The sequence below is a fragment of the Sphingomonas faeni genome (assembly GCF_040407505.1).
GTDB lineage: Bacteria > Pseudomonadota > Alphaproteobacteria > Sphingomonadales > Sphingomonadaceae > Sphingomonas > Sphingomonas faeni_E.
In genome coordinates, this window is the sequence record NZ_JAPZPQ010000001.1 from 1387190 (window position 1) to 1409891 (window position 22702).

Annotated in this window: 20 protein-coding genes; 9 read left to right on the top strand and 11 right to left on the bottom strand. The window is 60.9% G+C overall.

Annotated elements, in window-relative coordinates; all coding sequences use genetic code 11:
* Window positions 1-4: 4 nt before the first annotated feature.
* A complete protein-coding gene (locus O6X71_RS06250; RefSeq protein ID WP_334001284.1) occupies window positions 5-808 on the top strand; it encodes an SDR family NAD(P)-dependent oxidoreductase in 804 nt (267 codons plus the stop codon).
* 57 nt (window positions 809-865) lie between these two features.
* Here the strand turns inward: O6X71_RS06250 and O6X71_RS06255 are convergent, their stop codons facing one another.
* The 5 genes from O6X71_RS06255 to O6X71_RS06275 all read right to left on the bottom strand — a co-directional run bounded on the left by O6X71_RS06255 (window position 866) and on the right by O6X71_RS06275 (window position 5551).
* Window positions 866-1090, bottom strand: a complete 225-nt coding sequence (locus O6X71_RS06255; protein WP_334001285.1) for a DUF2171 domain-containing protein — start codon at window positions 1088-1090, stop codon at window positions 866-868.
* Window positions 1091-1353: 263 nt separating this feature from the next.
* Window positions 1354-2247 carry an SDR family oxidoreductase gene (locus O6X71_RS06260; RefSeq protein WP_353464970.1) on the bottom strand — a complete coding sequence of 298 codons (894 nt, stop codon included), beginning with the start codon at window positions 2245-2247 and terminating at the stop codon, window positions 1354-1356.
* A 28-nt stretch (window positions 2248-2275) separates the two neighbouring features.
* Window positions 2276-4096, bottom strand: a complete 1821-nt coding sequence (locus tag O6X71_RS06265; protein ID WP_353465080.1) for a glycoside hydrolase family 15 protein — start codon at window positions 4094-4096, stop codon at window positions 2276-2278.
* Between the two features lie 5 nt (window positions 4097-4101).
* The gene (locus tag O6X71_RS06270) at window positions 4102-5103 is read right to left on the bottom strand and encodes an SDR family oxidoreductase (RefSeq protein ID WP_353464971.1); all 1002 of its coding nucleotides are present in this window, start codon (window positions 5101-5103) and stop codon (window positions 4102-4104) included.
* Window positions 5104-5335: 232 nt separating this feature from the next.
* Window positions 5336-5551: a hypothetical protein gene (locus O6X71_RS06275; protein WP_353464972.1), complete on the bottom strand. Its 216-nt coding sequence runs from the start codon at window positions 5549-5551 to the stop codon at window positions 5336-5338.
* 54 nt (window positions 5552-5605) lie between these two features.
* On the opposite strand from O6X71_RS06275, the gene O6X71_RS06280 reads away from it, so the two are divergent.
* On the top strand, window positions 5606-6997 hold the full coding sequence (locus tag O6X71_RS06280) for a hypothetical protein (RefSeq protein WP_353464973.1): 1392 nt from the start codon (window positions 5606-5608) through the stop codon (window positions 6995-6997).
* A 576-nt stretch (window positions 6998-7573) separates the two neighbouring features.
* Here the strand turns inward: O6X71_RS06280 and O6X71_RS06285 are convergent.
* The 5 genes from O6X71_RS06285 to O6X71_RS06305 all read right to left on the bottom strand — a co-directional run bounded on the left by O6X71_RS06285 (window position 7574) and on the right by O6X71_RS06305 (window position 14340).
* A complete protein-coding gene (locus O6X71_RS06285; protein ID WP_353464974.1) occupies window positions 7574-8929 on the bottom strand; it encodes a S41 family peptidase in 1356 nt (451 codons plus the stop codon).
* Between the two features lie 314 nt (window positions 8930-9243).
* The gene (locus O6X71_RS06290) at window positions 9244-9708 is read right to left on the bottom strand and encodes an NUDIX hydrolase (protein ID WP_353464975.1); all 465 of its coding nucleotides are present in this window, start codon (window positions 9706-9708) and stop codon (window positions 9244-9246) included.
* 88 nt (window positions 9709-9796) lie between these two features.
* Window positions 9797-12403 carry a TonB-dependent receptor domain-containing protein gene (locus O6X71_RS06295; RefSeq protein ID WP_353465081.1) on the bottom strand — a complete coding sequence of 869 codons (2607 nt, stop codon included), beginning with the start codon at window positions 12401-12403 and terminating at the stop codon, window positions 9797-9799.
* Between the two features lie 290 nt (window positions 12404-12693).
* The gene (locus O6X71_RS06300; RefSeq protein ID WP_353464976.1) at window positions 12694-13017 is read right to left on the bottom strand and encodes a hypothetical protein; all 324 of its coding nucleotides are present in this window, start codon (window positions 13015-13017) and stop codon (window positions 12694-12696) included.
* Window positions 13018-13041: 24 nt separating this feature from the next.
* On the bottom strand, window positions 13042-14340 hold the full coding sequence (locus O6X71_RS06305; protein ID WP_353464977.1) for a M16 family metallopeptidase: 1299 nt from the start codon (window positions 14338-14340) through the stop codon (window positions 13042-13044).
* Between the two features lie 531 nt (window positions 14341-14871).
* On the opposite strand from O6X71_RS06305, the gene O6X71_RS06310 reads away from it, so the two are divergent.
* Window positions 14872-15009 carry a hypothetical protein gene (locus O6X71_RS06310; protein WP_165895571.1) on the top strand — a complete coding sequence of 46 codons (138 nt, stop codon included), beginning with the start codon at window positions 14872-14874 and terminating at the stop codon, window positions 15007-15009.
* 122 nt (window positions 15010-15131) lie between these two features.
* Here the strand turns inward: O6X71_RS06310 and O6X71_RS06315 are convergent, their stop codons facing one another.
* On the bottom strand, window positions 15132-16196 hold the full coding sequence (locus tag O6X71_RS06315) for a serine hydrolase domain-containing protein (protein ID WP_353464978.1): 1065 nt from the start codon (window positions 16194-16196) through the stop codon (window positions 15132-15134).
* Between the two features lie 207 nt (window positions 16197-16403).
* Between O6X71_RS06315 and O6X71_RS06320 the strand changes: the two genes are divergently transcribed.
* From O6X71_RS06320 to O6X71_RS06345, 6 genes are all read left to right on the top strand, one after another.
* Window positions 16404-17240 carry a DUF5694 domain-containing protein gene (locus O6X71_RS06320; protein ID WP_353464979.1) on the top strand — a complete coding sequence of 279 codons (837 nt, stop codon included), beginning with the start codon at window positions 16404-16406 and terminating at the stop codon, window positions 17238-17240.
* Window positions 17237-18682: a hypothetical protein gene (locus tag O6X71_RS06325; RefSeq protein WP_353464980.1), complete on the top strand. Its 1446-nt coding sequence runs from the start codon at window positions 17237-17239 to the stop codon at window positions 18680-18682. The genes O6X71_RS06320 and O6X71_RS06325 overlap by 4 nt, the downstream gene beginning before the upstream one ends.
* 14 nt (window positions 18683-18696) lie before the next feature.
* Window positions 18697-19626: an aspartyl protease family protein gene (locus O6X71_RS06330; RefSeq protein WP_353464981.1), complete on the top strand. Its 930-nt coding sequence runs from the start codon at window positions 18697-18699 to the stop codon at window positions 19624-19626.
* 16 nt (window positions 19627-19642) lie between these two features.
* Window positions 19643-20467 (top strand): retropepsin-like aspartic protease, encoded by an 825-nt coding sequence (locus O6X71_RS06335; RefSeq protein ID WP_353465082.1) that lies wholly within the window; start codon window positions 19643-19645, stop codon window positions 20465-20467.
* Between the two features lie 52 nt (window positions 20468-20519).
* Entirely contained in the window at window positions 20520-21329 is an 810-nt protein-coding gene (locus tag O6X71_RS06340; protein ID WP_353464982.1) for an AraC family transcriptional regulator, read from the top strand.
* 104 nt (window positions 21330-21433) lie between these two features.
* A complete protein-coding gene (locus tag O6X71_RS06345; RefSeq protein WP_353464983.1) occupies window positions 21434-22657 on the top strand; it encodes a S41 family peptidase in 1224 nt (407 codons plus the stop codon).
* Window positions 22658-22702: the final 45 nt, after the last annotated feature.

Below are 22702 nucleotides of genomic sequence, written 5' to 3' on the forward strand. Positions count from 1 at the left end.
CATTATGGATCTAGGCATCAGGAATCGTATCGCGCTGATCAGCGGCGCGGACTCGGGCATGGGCAAGGAGACGGCACGGCTGCTGCTCGAGGCGGGGGTGCGCGTCGCCATCACCGATCAACCCGGCGGCACGCTGGACGAGGCAATTGCGGAACTCTCCCCGCTCGGCGAAGTCATCGCGGTTACCGGCGACGTGACCAGCCCCGATGACGTAAGATCGATCTGGGCGGAGGTGCGTGAGCGGCTCGGCAATCCGGACATATACGTCAATGCAGCGGGCGTGACGGGGGCGACCGGCGACTTCCTCGATGTCGATGATACGGGGTGGCAACAGACGCTCGACATCAACCTGATGGGTGCGGTGCGGATGTGTCGCGAGGCGATCCCCGCGATGCGCGAGAGCGGCTGGGGGCGGATCGTCCTGTTTGCGTCTGAGGATGCGGTGCAGCCCTATGTCGACGAACTGGCCTATTGCGCATCGAAGGCGGGCATCCTTGCGCTCGCGAAGGGGCTGTCCAAGGCCTATGGCTGCGACAATGTGCTGGTGAACACCGTCTCGCCAGCCTTCATCGCGACGCCGATGACCGACAAGATGATGCGCAAGCGCGCCGAGGAACGCGGCGAGAGCTTCGACGCGGCGATCGAGAGCTTCCTCGAGGAGGAACGGCCGGGCATGGTCCTCAAGCGCCGCGGCCGCGCCGAGGAAGTGGCGGCGGCAGTCGCCTTCCTGTGTTCGGAGCGAGCCAGCTTCATCAACGGCGCCGGCATCCGCGTCGACTCCGGCTCGGTCTTCACCATCGCCGGATAAGCAAAACGCCGCGGCACCGATGGTGCCGCGGCGTTTTGCCGGTCTGCGATCCGGTCGTCAGGACAGGACCATCTTCGCCTCGGCTTTCGTAACATTCAGGTAGATACGATTGTCCTCAATCCGGTCGATCTGGTCGAGTGCAATGTAATGATGCTGATGATCTGCGGCGTCCGTCTTGGTGAGCTTAATCTGCTCGCCCTCTACCTTGTCCACGGTACCGACATGTTCACCGTCCGAACCGGCGATCTCCATGTGTTCCTTGATGCGTAGCTTCTCGAACATGTAGATTTCCTTTTTGAGAATGCGAAGTCCCAACGCACGGTGATGTATCCGTATGCAATGAAAAAGCTGATTTTCTTCATTGTGCGGGTCGATCAATTGTCGGTCACGTGGCCGAAGTCGGCTATTGGATAACCCACATTATCGAGTTGGCGCGACGATCGGGACGCTACAGATGACCTTTGCGAGCCCTCCTCTTTGGGGCAAAAGATGCCCTATCATATTGAAGGCCCCAATCAGTATGGACTGACCGGGGCTCTGTACTGTCAGGCGACGCCAGCACCACCAGTGACGCCGTACACCTCGCCGCTGATATAGCTGCCTTCCTGGCTCGCAAGCAGCACATAGACAGGGGCGATTTCGACAGGCTGACCCGGACGGCCATATTGGCTTTCCGAACCGAACTTCATCACCGCCTCAGGCGGCTGACCGCCGGATGCCTGGAGCGGCGTCCAGAACGGGCCAGGAGCCACGACATTGGCGCGGATGCCCTTCTCCAGTAGCTGCTTGGCGAGCGCCTTGGTGTAGGCGACGATCCCAGCCTTGGTCGTGGCGTAGTCGAGCAAGATCGCGGAAGGCTCATAGGCCTGCACCGAGGCGGTGGTGATGACGGAGCCGCCTGCCGGCAGGTGCGGCACAGCCGCCTGCGCGATCCAGTGCATAGCATAGAGGTTGGTCTTCATGGTCTTGTCGAAATCCTCCGACGTGACCTTCGAGACGTCCTCACGGTTCTGCTGCCGTCCGGCGTTGATGACGAGGATGTCGAGCCCGCCAAGCTTCTCGACAGCTTGCGCGACGAGCGTCTTGCACCACTCCTCGTCGGTGATGTCACCGGCAAGGTCGACGGCGGTGCGCCCCTCTGCCCCGATCAGCTGGATGACCTCGGCCGCGTCGTTCTTCTCCGACTCGAGATACGACAGGGCAACGTCGGCGCCCTCACGTGCGAACGCGATAGCAGCCGCGCGACCGATGCCGCTGTCGGCGCCTGTGATCAGCGCCTTGCGCCCGGCAAGCTTGCCTGAGCCCTTGTAGCTCGTTTCGCCATGGTCGGGCACGGGATCCATCTTCGACGCTTCGCCGGGAACGGGCTGCGGCTGTCGCGGGAAAGGCGGCTGAGGGTACTGCGAGCGAGGATCCTGCATAGTCAGACGGTCGGTCATGCTTATCTCCGTTGCGATAGGATCAGGGTCAGTTGCAGGCCGCTGCCTCGTCGAGGACGGACAGCGCCATGATGTGCGCTAAATGGCTGAGGCCTTGAGGAAGGTTGCCGAGAAACGCGCCACTCGCCGGATCGATCATCTCGGCCAGGATGCCGTGTCCGTGAGACAATGCTTCGTTCAACTTATCGAACCGATGGCGCGCTTCAGGCCGTTGACCAAGTTCCGCCCGGGCCTCCACCATCCAGAAGGAACAGGCGAGGAAGCACCCTTCTTCCTTGTCCATGCCGGTATAGCGGTAGTGAAAAGCACCGCTGCCGAGCTCACGATCGATCGCATCCATCGTCGCCAGCAGGCGATCATGACCATCAAAGCCGAAGCGAACGGCGAGCGCCAATGAGGCATCGAGTTTGTCGGTGCCCGGGTACATGACGAAAGCCTGCATCTTCTCTGACCAGCACTCAGCCTCGATCCAGTCCTTGATCCGGTCACGCTCGCGCGACCAGCGTTCCCGGCAGGTGGTCGGCAGCTGACCTTGGTCCGCGAGTTCCACGGCGCGGGCCAGAGCCTGCCAGCAGCTGACCTTGGACATCGTGTAGTGCTGCGCCTCCTCCAGCTCCCACATACCTGCATCGGGCATACGCCAACGGTCAGCACATTCGTCGGCGAGGTGTGAAAGCAACTCCGCGCTCGCGGGGTCGAGGATGTTGCCGCAGCCGACGAAGCAGGCGGCCGTCTCGAAGATGTCACCGTAGACGCCGTGCTGACTTTGGTCGGTAGCCTGATTGCCGGTACGGACCGGGGTCGAACCGCGATACCCTGGCATTGCCCATTCGGACACGCCGGGCACGACCTTGCCGTCGAGGGTATAGACCACACGCGTGCCCACGCTGCGAAGCTGGTCGAGCAGCCAGCTGAACGCAGCCTTCGCCTCGGCTTCAAGGCCTGCCGTCAGGAACGCCTTGATCGTGTAGCCGGCATCCCTGATCCAGGCGTAGCGATAGTCATAATTCTTTGCTCCGCCGATACCTTCCGGAATCGACGTTGTTGCTGCGGCCGCGATGGCGCCAGACGGCGAGTAGAGTAGCAGCTTCAGCGCCAGTGCACTGCGTAGGAATGCTTCGCGGTCTTCACCGAAGTAGGAGACATGCTCGCACCAGTCTCGCCATTCCCGGTCCGATATGTCGATGCGTGCATCAATCTGTTCAATCGTTGGGGCCACCAGCGGCTCGTCACGACCAGCCACGACTGCGACGGTTTGACGCTCGCCGGCAGCCACCGTCACTTCGCCCGTGATGCCTTCGTCGGCCCAGTCATAATGTACCGTGTCGCTGTGAACGAATAGACCAAGGACGCGCTCGACATGGAAAACTGTGTGGCCCCCAATCTTCGAGTGGTACGGACTGACCGTATCGCCTCGCCGACCGGGCTTCATCGTCAGCCTAAAGCGAACGGTGCCATCCAGCCCATCGACCCGCCGCGCCAGCTCGGCCCATGGCAGACGCCCCGCCGTGCCACTGTTGAGAGACTCGGTCAGTTTTGCTCGCCCACTCGGCGTCGTAAAGATTGTCTCGAGTACATTACTGCCCGGGCGATACTGGCGCTCGACCGTGAAGGGGCGATCGGGCTGTAGCGTAAAGCACCCACCATTCTCGCCATCGAGTAATCGATCGAACAGTGGAGGCGAGTCCATGTTGGGTACGCACCACCAGTCGATTGATCCATCGGCACCGGACAATGCGACGGATCGGCCATCCCCAAGCGCGCCATATTGCTCAAGCGGCAGATAGCCGTCTTTGCGAACGCCGAGTTCGATACGCTCATGATGCTGCGGCAGCAGCCGCTTTAGTATCCCGGTCAACGAAGCAGACGCGGCAGCGCGCGTGACGCACCGACACCCATCAAAGCACCCGCACCCAGCAGACCACCCACCACGCCTAGCTTTAGCATATCGCGCTGACGGCTCGTAAAGAACTCGCGGCGGCTTCCTTTTACTCGGTCCTTTCCGTCGCCGTCGATCTGCGCCGGTCCTGGAACCGCCTCGTCGAGATTGCCAATGCGATCGGGCATCGGATCGCCCTGCTGCTTGTCGAGCATTCCGGCTGCCTCACGATCGGAGAAGCCTGGTGCGACCGACTGCCCGAGCGCCATCATCAGTGTCGAACGCCCAACCCAGAACTCACGTTGAGGATCGCGTGCTGCGGTCCAAATTGCTTCGGCACAGAGGCGCGGGTCGAAAAGTGGATCGGGAATGATTTGCTCACGTCCCGTGTGGGTGCGTGTCCAGCTTGTCTGCGGCGTGTTGACGCCGGGCAGATACACGACGCTGAGCGTGATCTTTGATTTGTCCGAGATCAGCTCCGAGCGCAGCGAGTCCGTAAACCCGCCCACCGCAGCCTTCGCGCCACAATACGCGGCCTGCAAGGGAGCGGCCCGGATCGCGAGGCCGGACGACACCTGGATGATTGCCCCCTGATCCCGCGTACGCATGTGACGCAGCGCGGCAAGCGTTCCGTAGACCTGCGACAGATAGGTTGTGGCGGTGACGCGGGCATATTCATCCGGCGTAATGTCGTGCGCGCGAGCAACCACCGTCGACATGGCGTTGTTGATCCAGGCGTCGATCGCGCCAAATTCGGCGACCACCTTATCGGCGGCCTCGTCGACAGCCTTCGGATCGGCAACGTCTGCCGGGATCGCCAGGACTCGACCACCATGCTGTTCGAGCATTGCCCGAGCCTCATCAAGACGTGTCGGTTCCCTTGCGATGATTGCAACCTGCCATCCGCTACGTGCAAAGCGATCCGCAGTCGCGAGGCCGATGCCGGCGCTCGCTCCCGTTACTACGACGGTCTTCATAAGGTTGGTCTCGTTCCTAACAAAAAGCTTGCTCGACCGCTAAACGCCCAAGTGGCGAACTGGTCGCCGCCTACTGCTTTGCTCTTCAGTTAAATGCGCGGGCGCTGCGGCCTTCGATGGTGAGACCCAACAAGGCCGCGCGACCGGCAAGTCATTAAGCTGATGTAGCCAGCGACCAGTTTTCGATTGAAACTCAATCGGAGTTCGGACGGTTGCCGCGACCCAGTTCCGGTCATTCGCCGCCTGTTCTCCGCTCCACTTTCGGCCATGCATTCATGTTTGCAGCGAAGGAGTTGCTGAGCTCGGCCTGCCGGCTGCCCCCCGGCTGCCTCAAATCGATCAAGAGACCGGAAGCGGGATCCCTTCTCGAAATCACAAAGGGCAAAGACTTTTTTAAAAACGGGATGCTGTATGCAGTAATTTCAGGCGGGCAACGTTCAGCGGCCATAAAGCTGTCGCCCTCTCCTATCGAGGAGAGGGGGACGAATACATGTTGCTCATAATGGCGATCGCCGCACAGATTGCGGCGTCGAAGCACAAATTGCATGAACCAGCTTCAGCCAGTGTCACACACAGGAATGGCGCTTGGCAGGTGGACTATACGCTTCGCGGCGACTCGCGCGGCTGGATTTTTCCTGTGTCTGCGCCAAAGCAGGCCGATCATCGAGCCTGGCGCTCGGAAGTTTGGCGGGTTGTGACGCCCGGCGTGCGGATCGAGCGTCACGGGGCTTATGACGTACTAGTCGCCGATCATGGTAGTACGGTTCCCCGAAAAGTCCGGATAACCTTTACACCGACCAACGCCACGCTGGAACGGGAATACGATCCAGCCATCTCCTTCAGCAACGGCGCGACAGCGCTCTATTCCGACCAGTTCGACCTCGTTCCGATCGATCATCCGGCAACCGTTGACGCGAAAGAGGCAGGACTGTCGGTCCAGGATTTGGGTGGCCGCGCATTGCCGGTGCGCTTCCATGACAATGCCGGTCCGGTGTTCGTGCAGGGCAAACGGCAAAGTGACCCGATCCTGACCGGGGCGGCCACCTACGTCGTGTTCGGATCTGGGGAGGTACAGACGCTTGGAGGCGTCGCCATACTCGCCGATCCTGCCTTGCCAGCCTGGTTGAAAACCGACGTATCGCAGTTCGCGCCGCGCGTGGCATCAACCTATGTGGCGCGCCTCGGCGCACGGTCTGATCCTCGGCTACCGTTGCTCATCATGGGCTGGCGCGGCGCGACTCCCGGAAAGGTCATCAACGACGGTGGCGTGCGCCCCGGCGAAATCGTCCTCAATTTCGAGGGCGAGGGCCTGCTGGAGCGGAACGAGCGCGCGGCGCGCCGGACCAGGTGGTTCATCGCGCACGAAATGGCGCATTTCTGGCTGGGGTCGGAGGGCGTGGCCTACAGCGCGCCATCGGACGCATGGATCACCGAGGGCGGCGCCGAGATGATGGCCTACACGTTGCTGGCCGACGCCGACCATGAGTATGTGATCGGCGAGCTCCAGCGGGCGGTCGACGATTGCGTGAAGCTCGGCACGAAGCCGATCGCACAAGCTGCCGATCGCCATGAAAGCCGTGCTTTCTACGCCTGCGGGACGGTATTCGCATTGGCGGCATCCGGCGTCGCGCGACGCCACGGCGGTTCCAATTTCTTCGACTTTATCAATCCGCTGCTTACCCGCCATCAAGCCGATCGACGCTTGGGCGGGACAGAGTGGCTCGATTATTTCGATGGTTTGAACGATGACAAACACGCAGGCGATGTCATGCGTGCGATGATCCAGCGGGGGTCGAGCCAACCGCTAAAAGACGTGGAGACGATCCTGAAATCGGGCGACGTCCCGCTGACCGTCACTGGTAACACCCTTATGCTTTCATCAGCGGCAATCTGACGACAGAGACACGCTCCGGGCCTCACTAATATAGCGACACGGCCGGAGCCGCCGCGACGTCGGCGCGGGCTTTTTCAATGAGCCGAACGACTTGAATAGACCACTGAAGGGGTAAGTCTTATGATGGCGTTCGCGCTTCTACTTTCGCAGGCTCAGGTGGTACCTCAAGCACCGCCCGAGACGGATATTGTCGTGATCGGCAAGCGACTGGCGGCTTGGCGGGGAACGGTTGCGACCACCATCGGCGTCACGACGTGCAAGACGACGATATCGACTGGGGACAAAGACGTCGACGACGTGGGATGCACGGCCCTCAAACGATGCTGGTCCGAGTACCGGCCTCAGCTCGCATCCGCCCGGAAACGACATGACAAAGGGGAGATCACAGACGTTCGTGGTCTTGAGGCGGCTTTTGGACAGTGCTTTAAATCGAGCCGGGACGAGTTGGTTGGCCAGCTTGTCGCACGTCGACGCGTTCCGTCATCCTGAACTTGCATCCCGGATGACGAACGACCAGCGAGATGACCTGGCCGTCGTCACCAGCATGGCGGCAGGGGCCACCGTGAAAGCGGCAGCTCAACCATGAGACGACAGGATTTGCGCTACCTGCCGGATCATGGTGCGATGATCGGGTTCGAACGGGGGTAGGGATCGTGCGGGTTCGACGCCGATCCCTTCCGCCGAATACCCATAGGGATCGCGATACTTCTCGGCGGGCAGCGTGAGCGTCCAGCCGTTTGGCAGCGGCTTGCTGAGTTGATCGGACAAAGCTCCTCTTGTCCGGCTGCCGATATGCACCACGTTCGGCAGCGCCCGCATCGCGAGGGTAAACGTCTCACCGGCGCTGACCGTCACGTCGCTGGTCAGTAAAGCGATTCTACCAAGATAGCGGACGCGCTCGGACGGCATGACTTCGAACTGCTGGTAGGGACCGTTCGCACCTATGGCCCTCTTCGAGAAAGCCAGATGGCGCCCGTCGGCGAAACGACCGGCGATACGGAGGCTGATCGCATCGTACCCACCACGATTGTTAGAGACATCCACGATAACGCCGGGAAGCCCCTGAAAGGCAGCAAGCGCCTCGTCCAGCGCGGCGTCCAGCACCTTTGTGCTATTTGGAAGAGCGTCCTTGTCGAACGCGCCCATGGCGACGATGTTGATATAGCCGACCCGCCCGATCGTCCCCCACAGGATGCGGCGGTTGGCGACCTGATGTCCACCGCCATCGAGAAGGGCGGTGATCCCGTCGTGATAGGACTTGGACCAGGCCCGCTCCCGCGCGGCGGGATCGGAACCCAATGCAGAGTCTGCTCGAGCGTTCTTGATGGTTCGGGCTTCGCCACCCTCGAAATCGTGATCAACGCCGTCGATCTTGGCCTCAAGACCGACATGGGCATCGTCGAGGCTCGCCAGCGCCCGGGTGGTACGTTCGAAGAAGGGCAATCCGGGGGGGGAAGCGTCGCTGGTCGCAAGAGCAGCAGTCAATGCATTCAGCGTCCGTCCGCGCCGGCCGAATCCGGGATAGAGGTCAGAGAACGTCGCCGCGATAACCTCTGCTATGTCGTGAGCCGTCCAATCGCGTTTCGTGGTGCAGCGGCGTGGCAGCGCATCTATGCGCTCGAAGGAGTAATGGGTCTGATCGGGCGATGCGGCGAATGCAAGATGGGTCCGTCCTGTGACGGACACCAGCCGATAGGCATCGTCGTCGAGGTCGTCGCTGGTCCCGCGATAGCAGAACGCGCCGGCCTCATGGTAGAGTGTACGGGTCCCGCCTCGCACGACGAGGATATGCCCATAGCCGCGCGATCGCCAAACGCCATCGATAACCTTACCGGCCGTCGCTACCGGCACCCACGGCTGCGCCGGAGCAAGGGAGAAGCCCGCTACAGATAACCCCATGCCTCCGACATATTGAATAAATTTGACGACCAATGTCCCCACCATTGCTTAATATAAAACGCCATAGGCCAGCAGGCTTCTGCCCGTCGATACGATACGATCACCGATTGAGGTGACGCAGGACAATAAGCAAGACGACGCGACTTACGCTGGCGTCGAGGGGCATTGTCGACATCGCCACTCACGAAAGTTCGTGCTTTCAGGTAGCATCCATCGGGCGGAAAGGACGTCTGCTCAGACCCACAACCGGTCATTCCCAAGCGAATATTGACCTCCCAACTTCCGCCATTCGTTCATGTCCGCTGCGACCTGAAGCCAGTCTTTACGGCGATAGCGTAACTGACCAATCACTGCGGGGCCGAGGTCCACTCCCCGGTTTCGATGAGCATGTGGCACAGATGTTCAGGCCAGACCTGTTCGGCGGTTACCTCAAGTTCTGCTTGGCTCCACCACCGGTGGACGGATATCACGGTATGCTCCATCTTGGTCCAATTGGCGGTCGACACGGTACTTTGATGGACCCGAACAACGAAATATCGCTCGTCGGCCTCAACTATCTCGCCAGTAGGTAGTACAAAGGATGCGAGCCGCTGTGCGACTTGGCGGCCCGCTGTTTCGACCACGACACCTGTTTCCTCAAACAGCTCACGGATAGCCGCCTGCTCAAATGCCTCCCCTTCGGCAAGGCCGCCTCCGGGCGTAGCCCAGAAGGTTTGCCCGATAAGGGCGCCCTTTTTATGCTCGAAGCGAAACAGCAAAACGCGATCGTCTGGATCAAGAACCAACAATCGGGAGGACGGTCGTCGAAGCATATTGTGCTCTAAAGCCGCAGGAACCGATCCAGCAAGCTAGAGCCGCGTCAAATACCCACCGTTTGCAGTAATCCACGAGGCTCACGTCTCAGAAGAGCTTGCGCAGACCGAGCCGGACGGAGCGACCTAACGGATCGATGTACGCGGCTTGGAAACGGTTTGGGACGCGGTCGAGCCGATCGCGCACGTTGATCCGATCGTTCAACAGGTTCTCGACCGTGAACTGCAGCATCATGGCTTTTGCCCAGGGACGTTTAACGATCTGATCGACCTTGAGAGATGCGTAGGGCACGAGCCACGTCCGGCCCGAAAAGCGGAGGTCCGACGCTGCCAGGTCACTGCGGATTCGGGTCGGCCCCTGCAATCGGCCGTACAGCCCAATGTTCGCAGCCCCGAGCGATCCGCTCAGGTTCAGTTCGGTTTCCCAGCGGGGCCGCCCGCCGGTGCCGGTCAGCGTGTCGCCATCCAGCAGGTCCAGCGCCGGTAAATCGCTGCGCAACGACAGGCGATTGTCGAGCCGCCACGTCGTGGTCATCGACACATAGATTTGCGGTCTGGGCTTGGGCGCGGCTGGCGGCGGGCCGTCCTTCGCGGCGGTGCCGGCGGGCGGCGTCGGCCGGGGGGTACGACCGATCGGCGTCGACAGGCTGAGCGTGACCTGCATCTTCTTTTCGCGTTCGCGCGCGATGTTAACCGGCCTGAGGTCGGCGCTGACGAGTTGCCCTGCGGCATTGCGCTGAAACGCGTCGGCAAACGCGCTCTGGAATGCCGCTGTGGCGCTGCCCAACGTCGTCGTCTGATTGCCGATGCGCGTTTCGAGATAATTTGCGGTAAGCCGCAGATCCTTTGCCTTAATCGGCGATACGGCCACGCCCAGCGTGACGATCCGTCGTCGCTCCGGAGCCAAGGCAGGGTTGCCACCGGCGATCGTCGTGACGAGCACGCTAGTGCCGGTGGTGAAGTCGAAAAAGGGCGTGTTTGGCGTGGTGACCGTCGGATTGGTCAACAGCGCGATCGCCGGCGGGGTCTGCGCTTCGTTGACCGACGCGATCAGCTGGATCGGTCGCACCGGCGACCATGTCAGACCGTAGTTGGAACTGACCAGCCGACCGTAATCGGATACGTCCGACACACCGATCATGCCGTTGACCGACAGTTGCCCGAGGAACGCGAGCACGTCCTGATTGGCGGAGGCGATCGGAAGATCCGCGTTGACGCTTGCCCCCTTCGTCGTTCGCGTGAGATCCAGCGTCGATTGCTGCAAACCCGGCAGGTTGCCCGAACTGCTCGACCGTGCGTAATCGCCCGACAGCGTGATCTGCGCGTCGCCGGCCGGCAGCTTGACCAGCGGACCGTTCGCGACCGCCTTCGTCAGCAATGTGCCGGTCACAGTCCGGCTTCGATAGTCCTGACGCAGCGCGGTCGCTTCGGGGGTCAAGATTGCCAGCGGATCACCGCCCGCATCGATCGAGGCCTGCAAGTCGTCGATCGGGACGCCTTGTTGCGAATGTGCCAGCCCCCGCACCCGGTCGTAGCTGGTGGTGACGTTCCACCCCCAGCGCCGGATACTGCCCTGTACCAGACCCGAACCGTGCAGAGTCAGGCTAGTGTTCCGCTGCCGGAGCACCGCGTCGGGCAGATAGCGGTAGAGCAGAACATCATCAGCAAAGGGCAGCACGCCGCTCCCTCCCGGTATCGTGAGCAGGGCGGGCGCCAAGCCGTTCAAGCCAGTGTTCCTTTGCGCCTCCATCGACAGGTTGAGCGACCCGCTCATCGACTTGCCGATCGGCGCGGCGACCGTGCCGTCGACGGAGATCCTGTCGTTTCGCTGCTGGAGCGAGCGATAGCGGCCGACATCGATGACCGCCGGCACCCCTGCGCCGGCGACGTATCCCGCCAGAGTCCGCGGGCTTGCCGGGTCGTTCGGCACCGCGGCGATCGTAACCGGATTACCGACCAGAGCATCGAGCGCTGGATCGATACTCCCCCCGCCTACCCCCGTGATGTTGCCGCCAAACGCATACAGCGTGTCCGGATCGGGCACGATCGCCCGTTCGCTTTGTAGAATCGGGTTGAGCCTCAGATGCGACATCGTCAGCGTTGCGCGGCGCGGGCCGTCGATGCGGGCGGCGGTTACCTCGACATAGTTCGTCTCACCGCCGCCTTCCGTCGTGGTGCCGGTGGCCTGCTGGTACGTGACCGCACGAAACTTCTTTTTGGTGATGAAGTTCATCACGCGAACGGTGGCAGGAAAACCGAACCGTGCAGCCTCGGACTCAGGCAAGACCTCGATCTTCTCCATCGCCTCCTGCGGCAGGCTGTAGAGCTCGTTCATGCTCGACATCCGTCGGCCATTGAGCAGATAGACCGGATCCCCGCCGCTTGCGGACGTCGTGAGCGTTTTCAGGCGTTCGAGGAAAGTCTTCAGATCGGTCGCGCCCAGCGCCTGGATCGCCGCCTGGTCTAGGGTCGCAGTCGGATCTACAGCACCAACCGCGCTACCGGCGGTCCGTTGACCCGTGATGACGATGTCGTCCTTGCCGGACGACGGTGCCTCCGGAGGTATCTCCTGAGCCGTTCCCGCCCCAGGACATGCCGCCCCCCCTGCCAGAAAGGCGAGTGCCGTCCGATAAGCAAGATTCTGTAGCTGGCACCTTATGAGTCGGGGATCACGAAGGCTGTGGTATTCGATCATCGTCACGGTCTCACGAATGGGCTGTTCAGAGTAGAGCGAGCCATCGTGTTCGGAATGCGGCGCTTTCAGGAAACAGGAAGGGTATGAGCAGACTTTGGTTCGTTCTCGATGCATTAGCGGGCCAGATGGTCTTCCATTCGGTCTTTGATGTCATCTGATCGAAGCACCGTGGAGACACGTCTTGGCGGACGCACCACCGCCATAGTCAAGATCGTTCTGCAGTTTTCGACGGCAGATACGGTTCAGTTTGAATTGCAGTCGAACACGGGATTTTCCCGCAACCAGGAATATCAGAAACGCCATTTGAATGTCACAGCCGCTGCCGGGGTCGTAGCAATGGGACTCTTTTGCTGAATGACGTGGATGGTCGTCTCGGCGTTTAACGGCCCTTTGAATTCGGCATTGAGGGGCTTGGCAGCAAATCCGCTTACGTCACCCAGCCAGATGTCCATCCCCTTTGGAGCGCACACGATGATCTCGTCCGACTGCCCTCGGTCCAGGCACGTCGGTTCTCTGGGGCGCACCTTGGCAAGGTCAAAACCGACGACATTTGGAACGACCGTCGTGGGCCCGGTCTGCGACACGAGCGCTGCGATGATGAGGACGATGGCCATCCGTGTCTCCCTGTTCCGGCTCGGTTAGTGCCGCAGTGGGCGGCAGGCGGCCCCCAACGATGCTGCATCGAGCGCGGTCCGTATCGCCTGACGGGGGTTCACGACCCGGGCGAGCTCCGGTGCTTCGACCCGGACATGTTCGTGGCCGCTTTGCCATTGCCGACGCCACCAGGCACTCCCGGTGCTCGCATTGATCGTCGGCAACCAGATCCGAGCACGCCGCAGCAAAGCGCTCGGTGCGATCAGTTCCTTGTCCACGGCGATGGCGTGAGATAGATCCTTTGCCAGCTCGACGTTCTTGGAGTGGCCCATGTCTCCGGTAATTTGCTCGAGCTTCTGGATCAGGTCACGCCTCGCCCTGTCCCATTCGTCCGCAGAAAAGCCCGCCAAACCCAGTCCGCATGTGGTACGTTTTAGGGCGACCAGTGCGGGCTGCCATGCGTCGCCCGTGAAGTTGTCCCACAGCATGATAAGCCGGTGGCCTTGCTCGCCATTCTCAATGAACATTCCGACCTTTCCGGACGGACTGCCTGGCTGAGCTCTTGCCAGTCGATTGTTGACCGCGCGGATCGCCAGCCTGTCCATGAGCTCTGCGTTCATCTGCGATCTTTTGGGGCCGCGTGACGAAAGTGTCGGCATTGCCACGGTGATCAGCGCTGTCCTGCGCCCCTGCGGCAGAGCCGAGAAACTGATCGGCGCGATACGATCGTAACGCAAGCGCGGAACAGGGACGTGGACGACCGGCGACCCGATGCTTTTCCAACTTCCGAAACGCTGGGTGATAAGAGCCTTCGCGGTGGTCGGATCGACGTTTCCGACGATCACGACCATCATGTTTTCTGGTCGGTACAGGCGGCGGTATAGGGCGCGGATAGTTTCCACGCTCGCTGTTGGTACATCGTCAGAATTCTGCCCATCGATCACGTCGGTCGGAGATCCAGGTGCTACGTCCGCGATGTAGTCGGCGTAAATCACGTTGCCGGGCTTCCTGCCGGCCATCTCCCGCATCACGTCCGCACGCTGGTCGTCCACTGCATCGGACCTGAACGTGAGATCGGTCGCGACCTCGCGGAACAGACGCAGCAATGTGTCTAAGTCGGCAGTCCGCGTCGTCTTGGTCGACACGAAGTAATTGGTCTCGCGCCAGCTCGTCGTACCGGCGGAAGGTGCGGGGAAAGTCAGCGGCAAACCGATCTTCGGCAGATAATGCAGTTCGTTCGGCGCGTTTAACGTTGGACTGACGAATACGAGATGCTCGATGAGGTGTGTCAACCCGCGCTCGCCCGGCCGCTGCTCCTCGATGAAGCCGCCTTCGTTTCGCATGAGCAGGCCTATGCCAGGTTCGTCTCCCTGCCTCGGGAGGATCCCATAACGTACACCGTTCGGGAGACGCCCACTAACTACAGGCGCCCAATCAACTTTCTGTGCAGCGTTCGATTTCACAGCGGTTGTCGCGGTACGATGCCCGTCGCCCGCATGTATGGCGGACCCGCTGGAGGATAGGGCAACGACGCCTAGTCGTAGAAGTCTGCTCGCGAATACTCTGAAGCGCAACTTCCAGCCTCCTACCGACGTCCGGCCTGCCTTCCTTCGCCGGCCCGGAACGAAACTTGGCGGATCATCCAAGGTCTTTAAGGCGACAAGGTGGCAGATCGCGCGAGGCTTCCGGACAGGACCTTGCGTCAGCGGATACCCATTCTCAGATGTTCAACGCAACAGCACCGCTGTCCATAAGCAGACAACCATCCATCTCGTCTTCCGATGCTATCATTCCGTAAGAACAAGTCAGGAACCAATCTACTAATAGACAGTTTTCCAAATGCATCACAAGATGGTGTCTGATGGAGCCAAACGATGGCGAAGAACGAGCATACGAGCGAAAAGGCTGGCAAGGCCGCCTCGAAGGTCCTCAAAGACGGACGAACCGGGAAGGACTCAAAAACAGCTGCTGGATCTGCTTTATCTCAGCGCCCCGACAAGAAAAAGAAGTGACCGGTGGGGCCGGTCGGTACCGGCCCTACTCATCACCACGTCGACCCACAAGCCGCCATTTAACGGTACTAAGACGGTTCCCATCTTCGGACACTCATTCATCGGCCCGCCCTTTGCTCTGGCTATGTGCTTGGTGATCTGAGGGAGATGCGTTCGAGGATCTGCGATGTAATTGCGACCCCTCGTTCGCCGCCGCAGTTGGTAAGCGCCCCGTACCCATGACCGGACTTGCGGTCGATAATCGCACTCGCAAACCATAGGGTGTTCGACCCATCGTGCGTTAGTCTGCTGGCCGGAGAGTCGGATGGTCCGTCAAGGCTCCGGCCCCCGGCATAGCCCAAATCCGGCTGGGCTGGGGTAAGCAAGTGCTTTAGCGTCGTTGTACGAAGAAAAGGTGGCCCGCCGCCCAAATAACTGGCCAGGAATTGCGCGTAACCCGAGGCGCTGATGTGTACGCCGCCGGATGGCCATAGTACCGCCGGATTGTCAGTCTCACGAAGGGCCGGGTCAATGGGTTTCAATATGCCACCATTAGCTTCCCGCCCCCACGGCCCTGTTCGAGGAGGTGCCCCAAACCCCGCTTCGGCAATACGCAAAGCTCTGAAAACTTCGCCCCGCAGTGCCTCCTCCCACGTAACGTTGACCGCCTCTTCAATAGCTGCGCCCACCATCACGTAGTTCAGATTGCCGTAGCGATAGACACCCCGCCTTTCCGGCGGAGCACTGCTAAGAACGCGCTCAACCAGATCGCGCCGTTGTTCATTGGCAGATTTTGGATCGGCGCGCCTCGCGTCCAACCACCGAGGGTCAACGAAGGTATCGGTTAGGCCTGCTGAATGACTTAATAGTTCCTCGACACGTATGTCGACCCAAGCAGGATGCGATGCGATTGCGGGGAAGAGACTAGGTACGCTTGCGCCCCATCGGCACCGTCCGCGATCGACCAAGCGAGCGTATAGGGCGGCTGTCATTGCCTTGGTATTGGAACCGATGTGCCAACGGAAAGACGGATCGAGAATTGCGCCATCTTCGCCCTGCGAGATAATTCCCGATACGCCCGCCTTCGAACATGTGAGGCCCACCGCTCCATTGGGTATGACGTCCGCTCCACGCACAGCGCCTGATAAAGCGGCCCCCGCTGCACCCACGAGGAAGCTACGTCTTCTCAACTGCCCTCGCCCCATCATAATCTGACTTGGCGGATTGTTAGGGCATGAGATCAACAGGGGATATGATTAACTCGGCCTGCTCGCAAACGTACCGATTCCGGGACTGGTGTCGTTGCCAGCTGTCGGACCAACCTCATCTACAGCGGCGTCCAATGCAGCAAATCCAGATAGACAGCTGCCGTTCGACGTGTATTGTTTGAGCACCACACCAAGGAGGACTCCTGCATGCTGCTACCCATACTCGCTGCGGCAGCAACGCCTGCTGTGACCGCTGCACAACAGCAACCTGTCCAAGTGATGGTGCTGGGTAGCTATCATTTCGGCAACCCTGGTCGTGACAAGGTGAATGCCCATGTCGACGATGTCACCACGCCGCAGCGCCAGCGCGAACTGGAAGCACTGGCTGATGCCATCGCTGAGTTTGAACCGACGCGGGTCATGGTCGAGGCGCAACGCCCGGGCCCGACCCACGATGTGACGGACTTCGCAAGGTTTTCCCCAAAAATGCTCAAGATCGACCGGGACGAGACAACCCAGATCGGCTACCGCATCGCTGCTCGCGCCGGCCTTCGGTCCGTTCAAGGTATTGACGAGCAACCCGACAAGGGTGAACCGGACTATTTCCCAATCGGCCGGGTCGAAGCTTATGCAAAAGCTCACGGGCAGCAGGCCTATCTCGACGCCGCCTTTGAAACGGTCCAGGCGTCTGCCAAAAAGTTTGAGGCTGAGCAGGCAACCACCAGCATACCGCGGATGCTGATCCACTATAACGACCCCTCCACGCCCATGGGTGGACAGGATTCATACTACTCCCTGCTCCGACTTGGTGACGGTAACGAGCAGCCCGGCGCAGATCTGAATGCCATGTGGTACCTGCGCAATGCGAAGATCTTCGCAAAGCTCATCAATGTGGCCAAACCGGGCGATCGCATCCTCGTCGTGTACGGGGCTGGACACGGGTACTGGCTGCGACACTTCGCCTCGACGACACCGGGCTACAGTTCGGTTGATGTCAGGCCCTATCTTGAGAAGGCAGCCAGCAAACTGGCCGCGCCGAGATGAACCCGTCGCTCCTTGCCATACCAGCGGCGGTTCTGCTGATCGGTGCGACCAACGTACCTCGCGACTGGGCAGCGACCTTGCGAATGGACGCCAAGGCCTATCACAACCAGATAGCCGACAATCACCCTGGTCCCTACAACAAACTCGACCCCGGCTTTGCGCGTCGCAACGATGCCGGTCTGGCGTTGGCCCTGCGTCGTGCTGCAACCGCTGGAGACTACCCAGGATATCTATGGGCGATGCGCGGTTACGTGGCGAGCTTCAACGATGGGCATGTCGCGCTCGACCTCGATCAGCCAGCGCCACTGCCGATCCGCTGGCCCGGCTTTCTGACCGGCTTTGACGGCACCGGACGTCAGGTCGTGATGACCCGAGCGGATGACGCTCCCTTACCGCTCGGAGCAGTACTCGTAAGCTGCGATGGCATTGATGCCGAACACCTGGCTGCCCGCAACGTCGGCGCCTTCCGAGGCAGGTGGGAGTTGGTCAGCCAACGAGCGACCAATGGTGGTCGGTTGTTCCTCGACGCCGCCAACCCCTACATCAAGCGTCCAGTCCGCTGCCGCTTCAAGGTCGATGACAAGCTAAAGGACGTGACGCTCAGTTGGCGCGATCTGCCTGATGCAGACTTCGACGCACGTTTTGCCGCTACCGCACCGCGGGCACGTCCAGAGTTCGCGGCTCGAACCCTTGCTGACGGCACGCGCTGGTTCTCGCTCCCCAGCTTCAACGGTGACCCCGACAGCGCTGATGCCAAGTCCCTAACGCCAATCATCAAATCGATGAGGAAGGACGCCCTCGCGATCGCAGCGGCACAGCGCATCGTGCTCGACCTTCGAGGCAATGGCGGTGGATCGTCCGACTGGTCGTATCAGATTGCGGCTATCCTCTGGGGCCAGGCTGCAGTGAACGCGCTGCCATCAGGATCGGAAGGCGTCGACTGGCGCGCTTCGGCGGGAAACATCGCCACGCTTGAAGGCTATCGTACCGCCTGGCAGAATTCCGCCGATGTCTCGCAGGCGGTGAAAGACTGGGCCGCGCGTACCGCGAAGGGCATGACATCTGCCCGCGCCCTCGGCCAAGCGCTCTGGCGTGAAGTGGATGCCGACGAAGCTAAGCCAGCGGCAACCGGCGCTGCTCACATGCTGAAAGCGCGGGTATTCGTGCTGACGGACTGGGGATGCGGATCGGCATGCCTTGATGCGGTCGATCTATGGACCGCGTTAGGCGGCATTCACGTCGGGCAGGAGACGAGCGCTGACTCGCTCTACATGGACGTACGGCAAGTCGCTCTGCCCAGCGGTTTTGCCCGGGCCGTCATTCCGATGAAGGTGTATCGCGGCAGGAAACGCGGTTCGAACGTCCCGGCCAGGCCGGTACATGCTAACACCGGCGACATGCGCAATACCGATCAGCTCGAGCGCTGGATCACTGCCCTTTAGCCTTAAACAGTAAAATGCATCGTCTGTTCGACTACTTTGATGCCTGCGCATCCCACCATGAAAGGGGCATTCTTTTGAAGAAGCTATTATCGGCTGGGTTGCTCATTAGTTTGGCGTCTGGAGCGAATGCTGCCCCAACGGGTCCGGTGCGGCTGCCGTTGGAAAGTTACCGCAAAGGCGTAGCGGCACGAGTGAAGGTGGCCGGCCGGGAGCGGCTTTTTCAACTCGACACTGCAGGCGGACTGACGGTGATCTCACCAGCGCTCGCGAAAGAGATGGACTGCCAACCCTGGGGATCAATCACCGGGTTTCATATGACCGGCACGAAGATCACCGCCCCACGTTGCGACAATGTTGCAATCCACTGGAAGAACCAGACCCTACAGAGCCCTGTTGCAATCGTCATGGACGTGGGGTCTCCCGACACACCGATCGATGGTCTGCTTGCCCTCGACGCATTCGCCGGACGCACTATAACCATCGATTTCGCAGGTCGCGAACTCACGTTGGAAACACCTGAAAGCGCGGCTGGGCGCAAGGCGAACGCGGTGGAGCTTCCTGCTCATCTGGCTCGTGAAATAGGCGGCCTGGCGCTGTCTGTGTTCATTGACGTCCCCACCGAACGTGGACCGGCGCGCCTCGAGCTGGACAGTGGCAATGGCGGCACGATCCTGGTTGCACCAAAACTTCTTCCTCTACTCGGCTTGAAGAAGGTTGCCGGCGAGGGGCCGCAACAAGGCCACTTCCAGATCGCTCCCGGTGTCGAAGCGTCCGGGATGATCTTCAGCCCCGACATCGTGATCGATGGAAACCTTGGCATGCCGTTTCTCAAAGATTGGGTGGTCACCATGGATCTTGCTCAAGGACGGGTTTGGCTCAAACGCAGTGCCGTTGCAGCACCCGCCGGTATGGGGACCCCGCCGCCAGTGAAGCCTGCGGGGTAAGGGGATGCTAGTGAAAATGTTAATGATGGGCGCGTTGCTCGCCGCCCTTCCAGCCGGACCATCGCAAGACCGCGGCCCACAAACGATAAGCCTCGAGCTTTTTCAAGGTAAGCAGTTCACTGTTCAGGCATCGGTTGGCGGCCGCGAGCGGACCTTCTTGTTTGACACCGGCGAGGGGGTGACAATGATTACGCCAGCCCTGGCCCGCGACCTTGGCTGCGAACCTTGGGGCAATGTCACGGCGTTCCGTATGACCGGAGAGCGCCTGGATCTACCACGCTGCGATGACGTTGCTTTTGAAATGGGCGAGCACGCCTACACAGCACCGACGACGATCGTCTACGATCTCGGCAAGCTCGATGCCGACACTGCCAGGCTGGACGGCTCGATCGGACTAGACCTCTTCGCTGGCCGTATCATCACTATTCGCTTCGCTAGTCGCCAGATCGTGATCGAAACACCGGGCTCCCTCGCGGCGCGTATGAAGTCCGGTCTTGAAGTGCCGGTTCGGCTGGTGCGGGGAGCAGAAGGTGCCGCCCTCGATGTCAACATCGGGGTAAACACCCCCCGGGGCCGTGCCTGGATGGAACTGGACTCTGCCAATGCAGGGCCGACCATCTTCGTGTCGCCGCAGATCGCGCCGCATCTAGGCTTACGCGCGGACATTCGGACGGCTCAGCCGGTTAGCGCAACGATTACGCGCGACGTGGTATTTACCGGGCAAGCACGCGTATTTCCGAATATGATAATGGACGGCAATATCGGCATGCAACTGATGGGCAGGCGCGATCTGACGGTCGATTTGGGATCCGGCCGCGCGTGGATCGGTAAGGCGCAATGACATACTTGCTTGGACTGATCGGCGTTCGGCTCTCGGTAGGCGGCGCGTTAACATGAGTGAGCCAGTGAGAAATGATGCCCACTTCTCCCGCCCCTCCTACCTACCAGGCGTCGAACTCGTATCCGTCGAGTATAACGAGCGAGCCTTTCCCGAGCACAGCCATGCGGAATGGGTAGTCGGCGCGGTCATGGCAGGCTGTGAGGCCCTCGCTGTTGGCGGCAGAACCTACAACGTCGAGGCAGGTCAGGTACTGCGTCTTCATCGCGACCAGCCGCATGCCAACCGAACGACGGGAGGTGAGACCTTACGCTATCGCGTCGCGTACATCCCCGACGAAGCGATACGTCCCTACATCGCCGCGCGCCTGAACGCGCCGCGGTTTGACTCCCCCGTGTTGGCTGGCGATCGGTCTCACTCCATCGTTGCTGATGCGCACACTTTATTGTGTCGCGACGACGCGGGGCGATTGGAACAGGAAAGCGCGCTCGCCGATTTGGCTGGGGTCCTGTTCGCCGACCAGGTGAAACAATCGTCGGATGACACCCGCGTATCCAGCGATGCCGTTGCGCGCGCTCGAAGCTACATCGACGCCCACTTCGCCGACGGCTTTGGGTTGGGCACGCTCTCGACCGTATCCGGGATCAGCGTCTTCCATCTTGCGCGTAGCTTCCGCAAGGCAGTCGGGATCACCCCCCTTGCGTACCGCAATCAGTGCCGCATCGTCGCAGCACGACGCCTGCTTTTGGCAGGTCAGCCAATCGCGGAGGTTGCGCTTGATGTCGGCTATGCCGATCAAAGCCATCTCACACGGCAATTCCAGCGTATCGTCGGTGTATCGCCGGCACGCTACGCAAACAGGTAAGCTCGCACCGTTCGCGCGACAGCAATATCGTTCAAGGCGGCGAGATTTCATTCAGCTAACCGCATGGAAGACCACCAGCGAAAGCCGATCACATGCACCACCCCATGACCCGTCGCTCGCTGATTCATGCTGGTATCGCCCTGGGTACGGCTGCGGCATTCCCGCCGGGTATGGCCCAGGCGGGAGAGCCGGCTCATGACGTGACCTATGTCGAGGACTTCGACGAGCTCTGGCGGACACTGGACGAGCGCTACTGCTATTTCGGGGAGAAACGCACCGATTGGAGGGCAGTAAGGCGAATGTATCGCCCGCTCGCCGCTGCCGCCCAATCGTCTGAAGCGTTCGCCGGCATTGTTGGCCGGGTGATCGGCGAACTGTACGACGCGCACACCCACTTGAATGATCCGGCACCGGATGCGGCGCGCGGGCCATATTTTGATCTGCGGGTCGAACCCAACCGCGATGGTACGGCGTTTGTCACAAGCGTTCGCGATGGGTCCCCCGCAGCGGATGCGGGCATTACGCCTGGCCAGAGCGTGCTTGCGATCGACGGCCGACCGCTTGGGCAGATCGCTTCGGATATAATGCCGCGTTGTCTTAGCCGTCCAGATCCAGCGGCAACGGCGTTTGCGCTTAACGTGGCGGTGTCGGGGCGGCGCGGCATGCCAAGGACGTTAACGGTGCGGTCGACGCCAGGTTCGGAACACGTCGTTCCCGTCCGCGTGAAGCAACCTGTTACGCTCCCCAATGTCGAGAGCCGGATGTTAGGTCATGACATCGGTTGCATCGTCGTTCGCAGCTTTGCTGACGATGCGGTTGTGACGGCCTTCGACGCGGCGCTGGCAAGCTTCCGGAATGCACCCGGACTCATCATCGATGTGCGTCAGAATGGTGGCGGCGACACCGCGGTAGCCCGCCCGATCATGGGACGATTTATCACCGAGACGATGCCCTATGCCCGCATGCGCAGGCGCGAGGGCAACCGACTGAGTGCTGCCTGGACAGAGACCGTCGAGCCGCGGGGCCCCTTTACCTACACCGGTAAGGTCGCTGTCCTCACAACGCGGTGGAGCGCCAGCATGGCGGAAGGCTTTCCCATGGGCTTGCGTAGTCTCGGGCGTGCGGCTATCGTAGGAACACCAATGATGCGGGTAGGTGCCGCAGTCTTTCCGTTACGGCTCGACCGCACTGGTCTGGCGCTGCAATACTCAGCAGAGCCAGTTTACGACGTCCAGGATAACCCCAGATGGGAACTGGAACCCGATGTACCTGTCCTCATGGGCGATGACATTTTGAAGGCTGCGATGCGCTATCTGCGATCAGCGTGACCCATGCCGGCCACTGGGAGCGTCTCGTTCATGCTTCAGAAGACG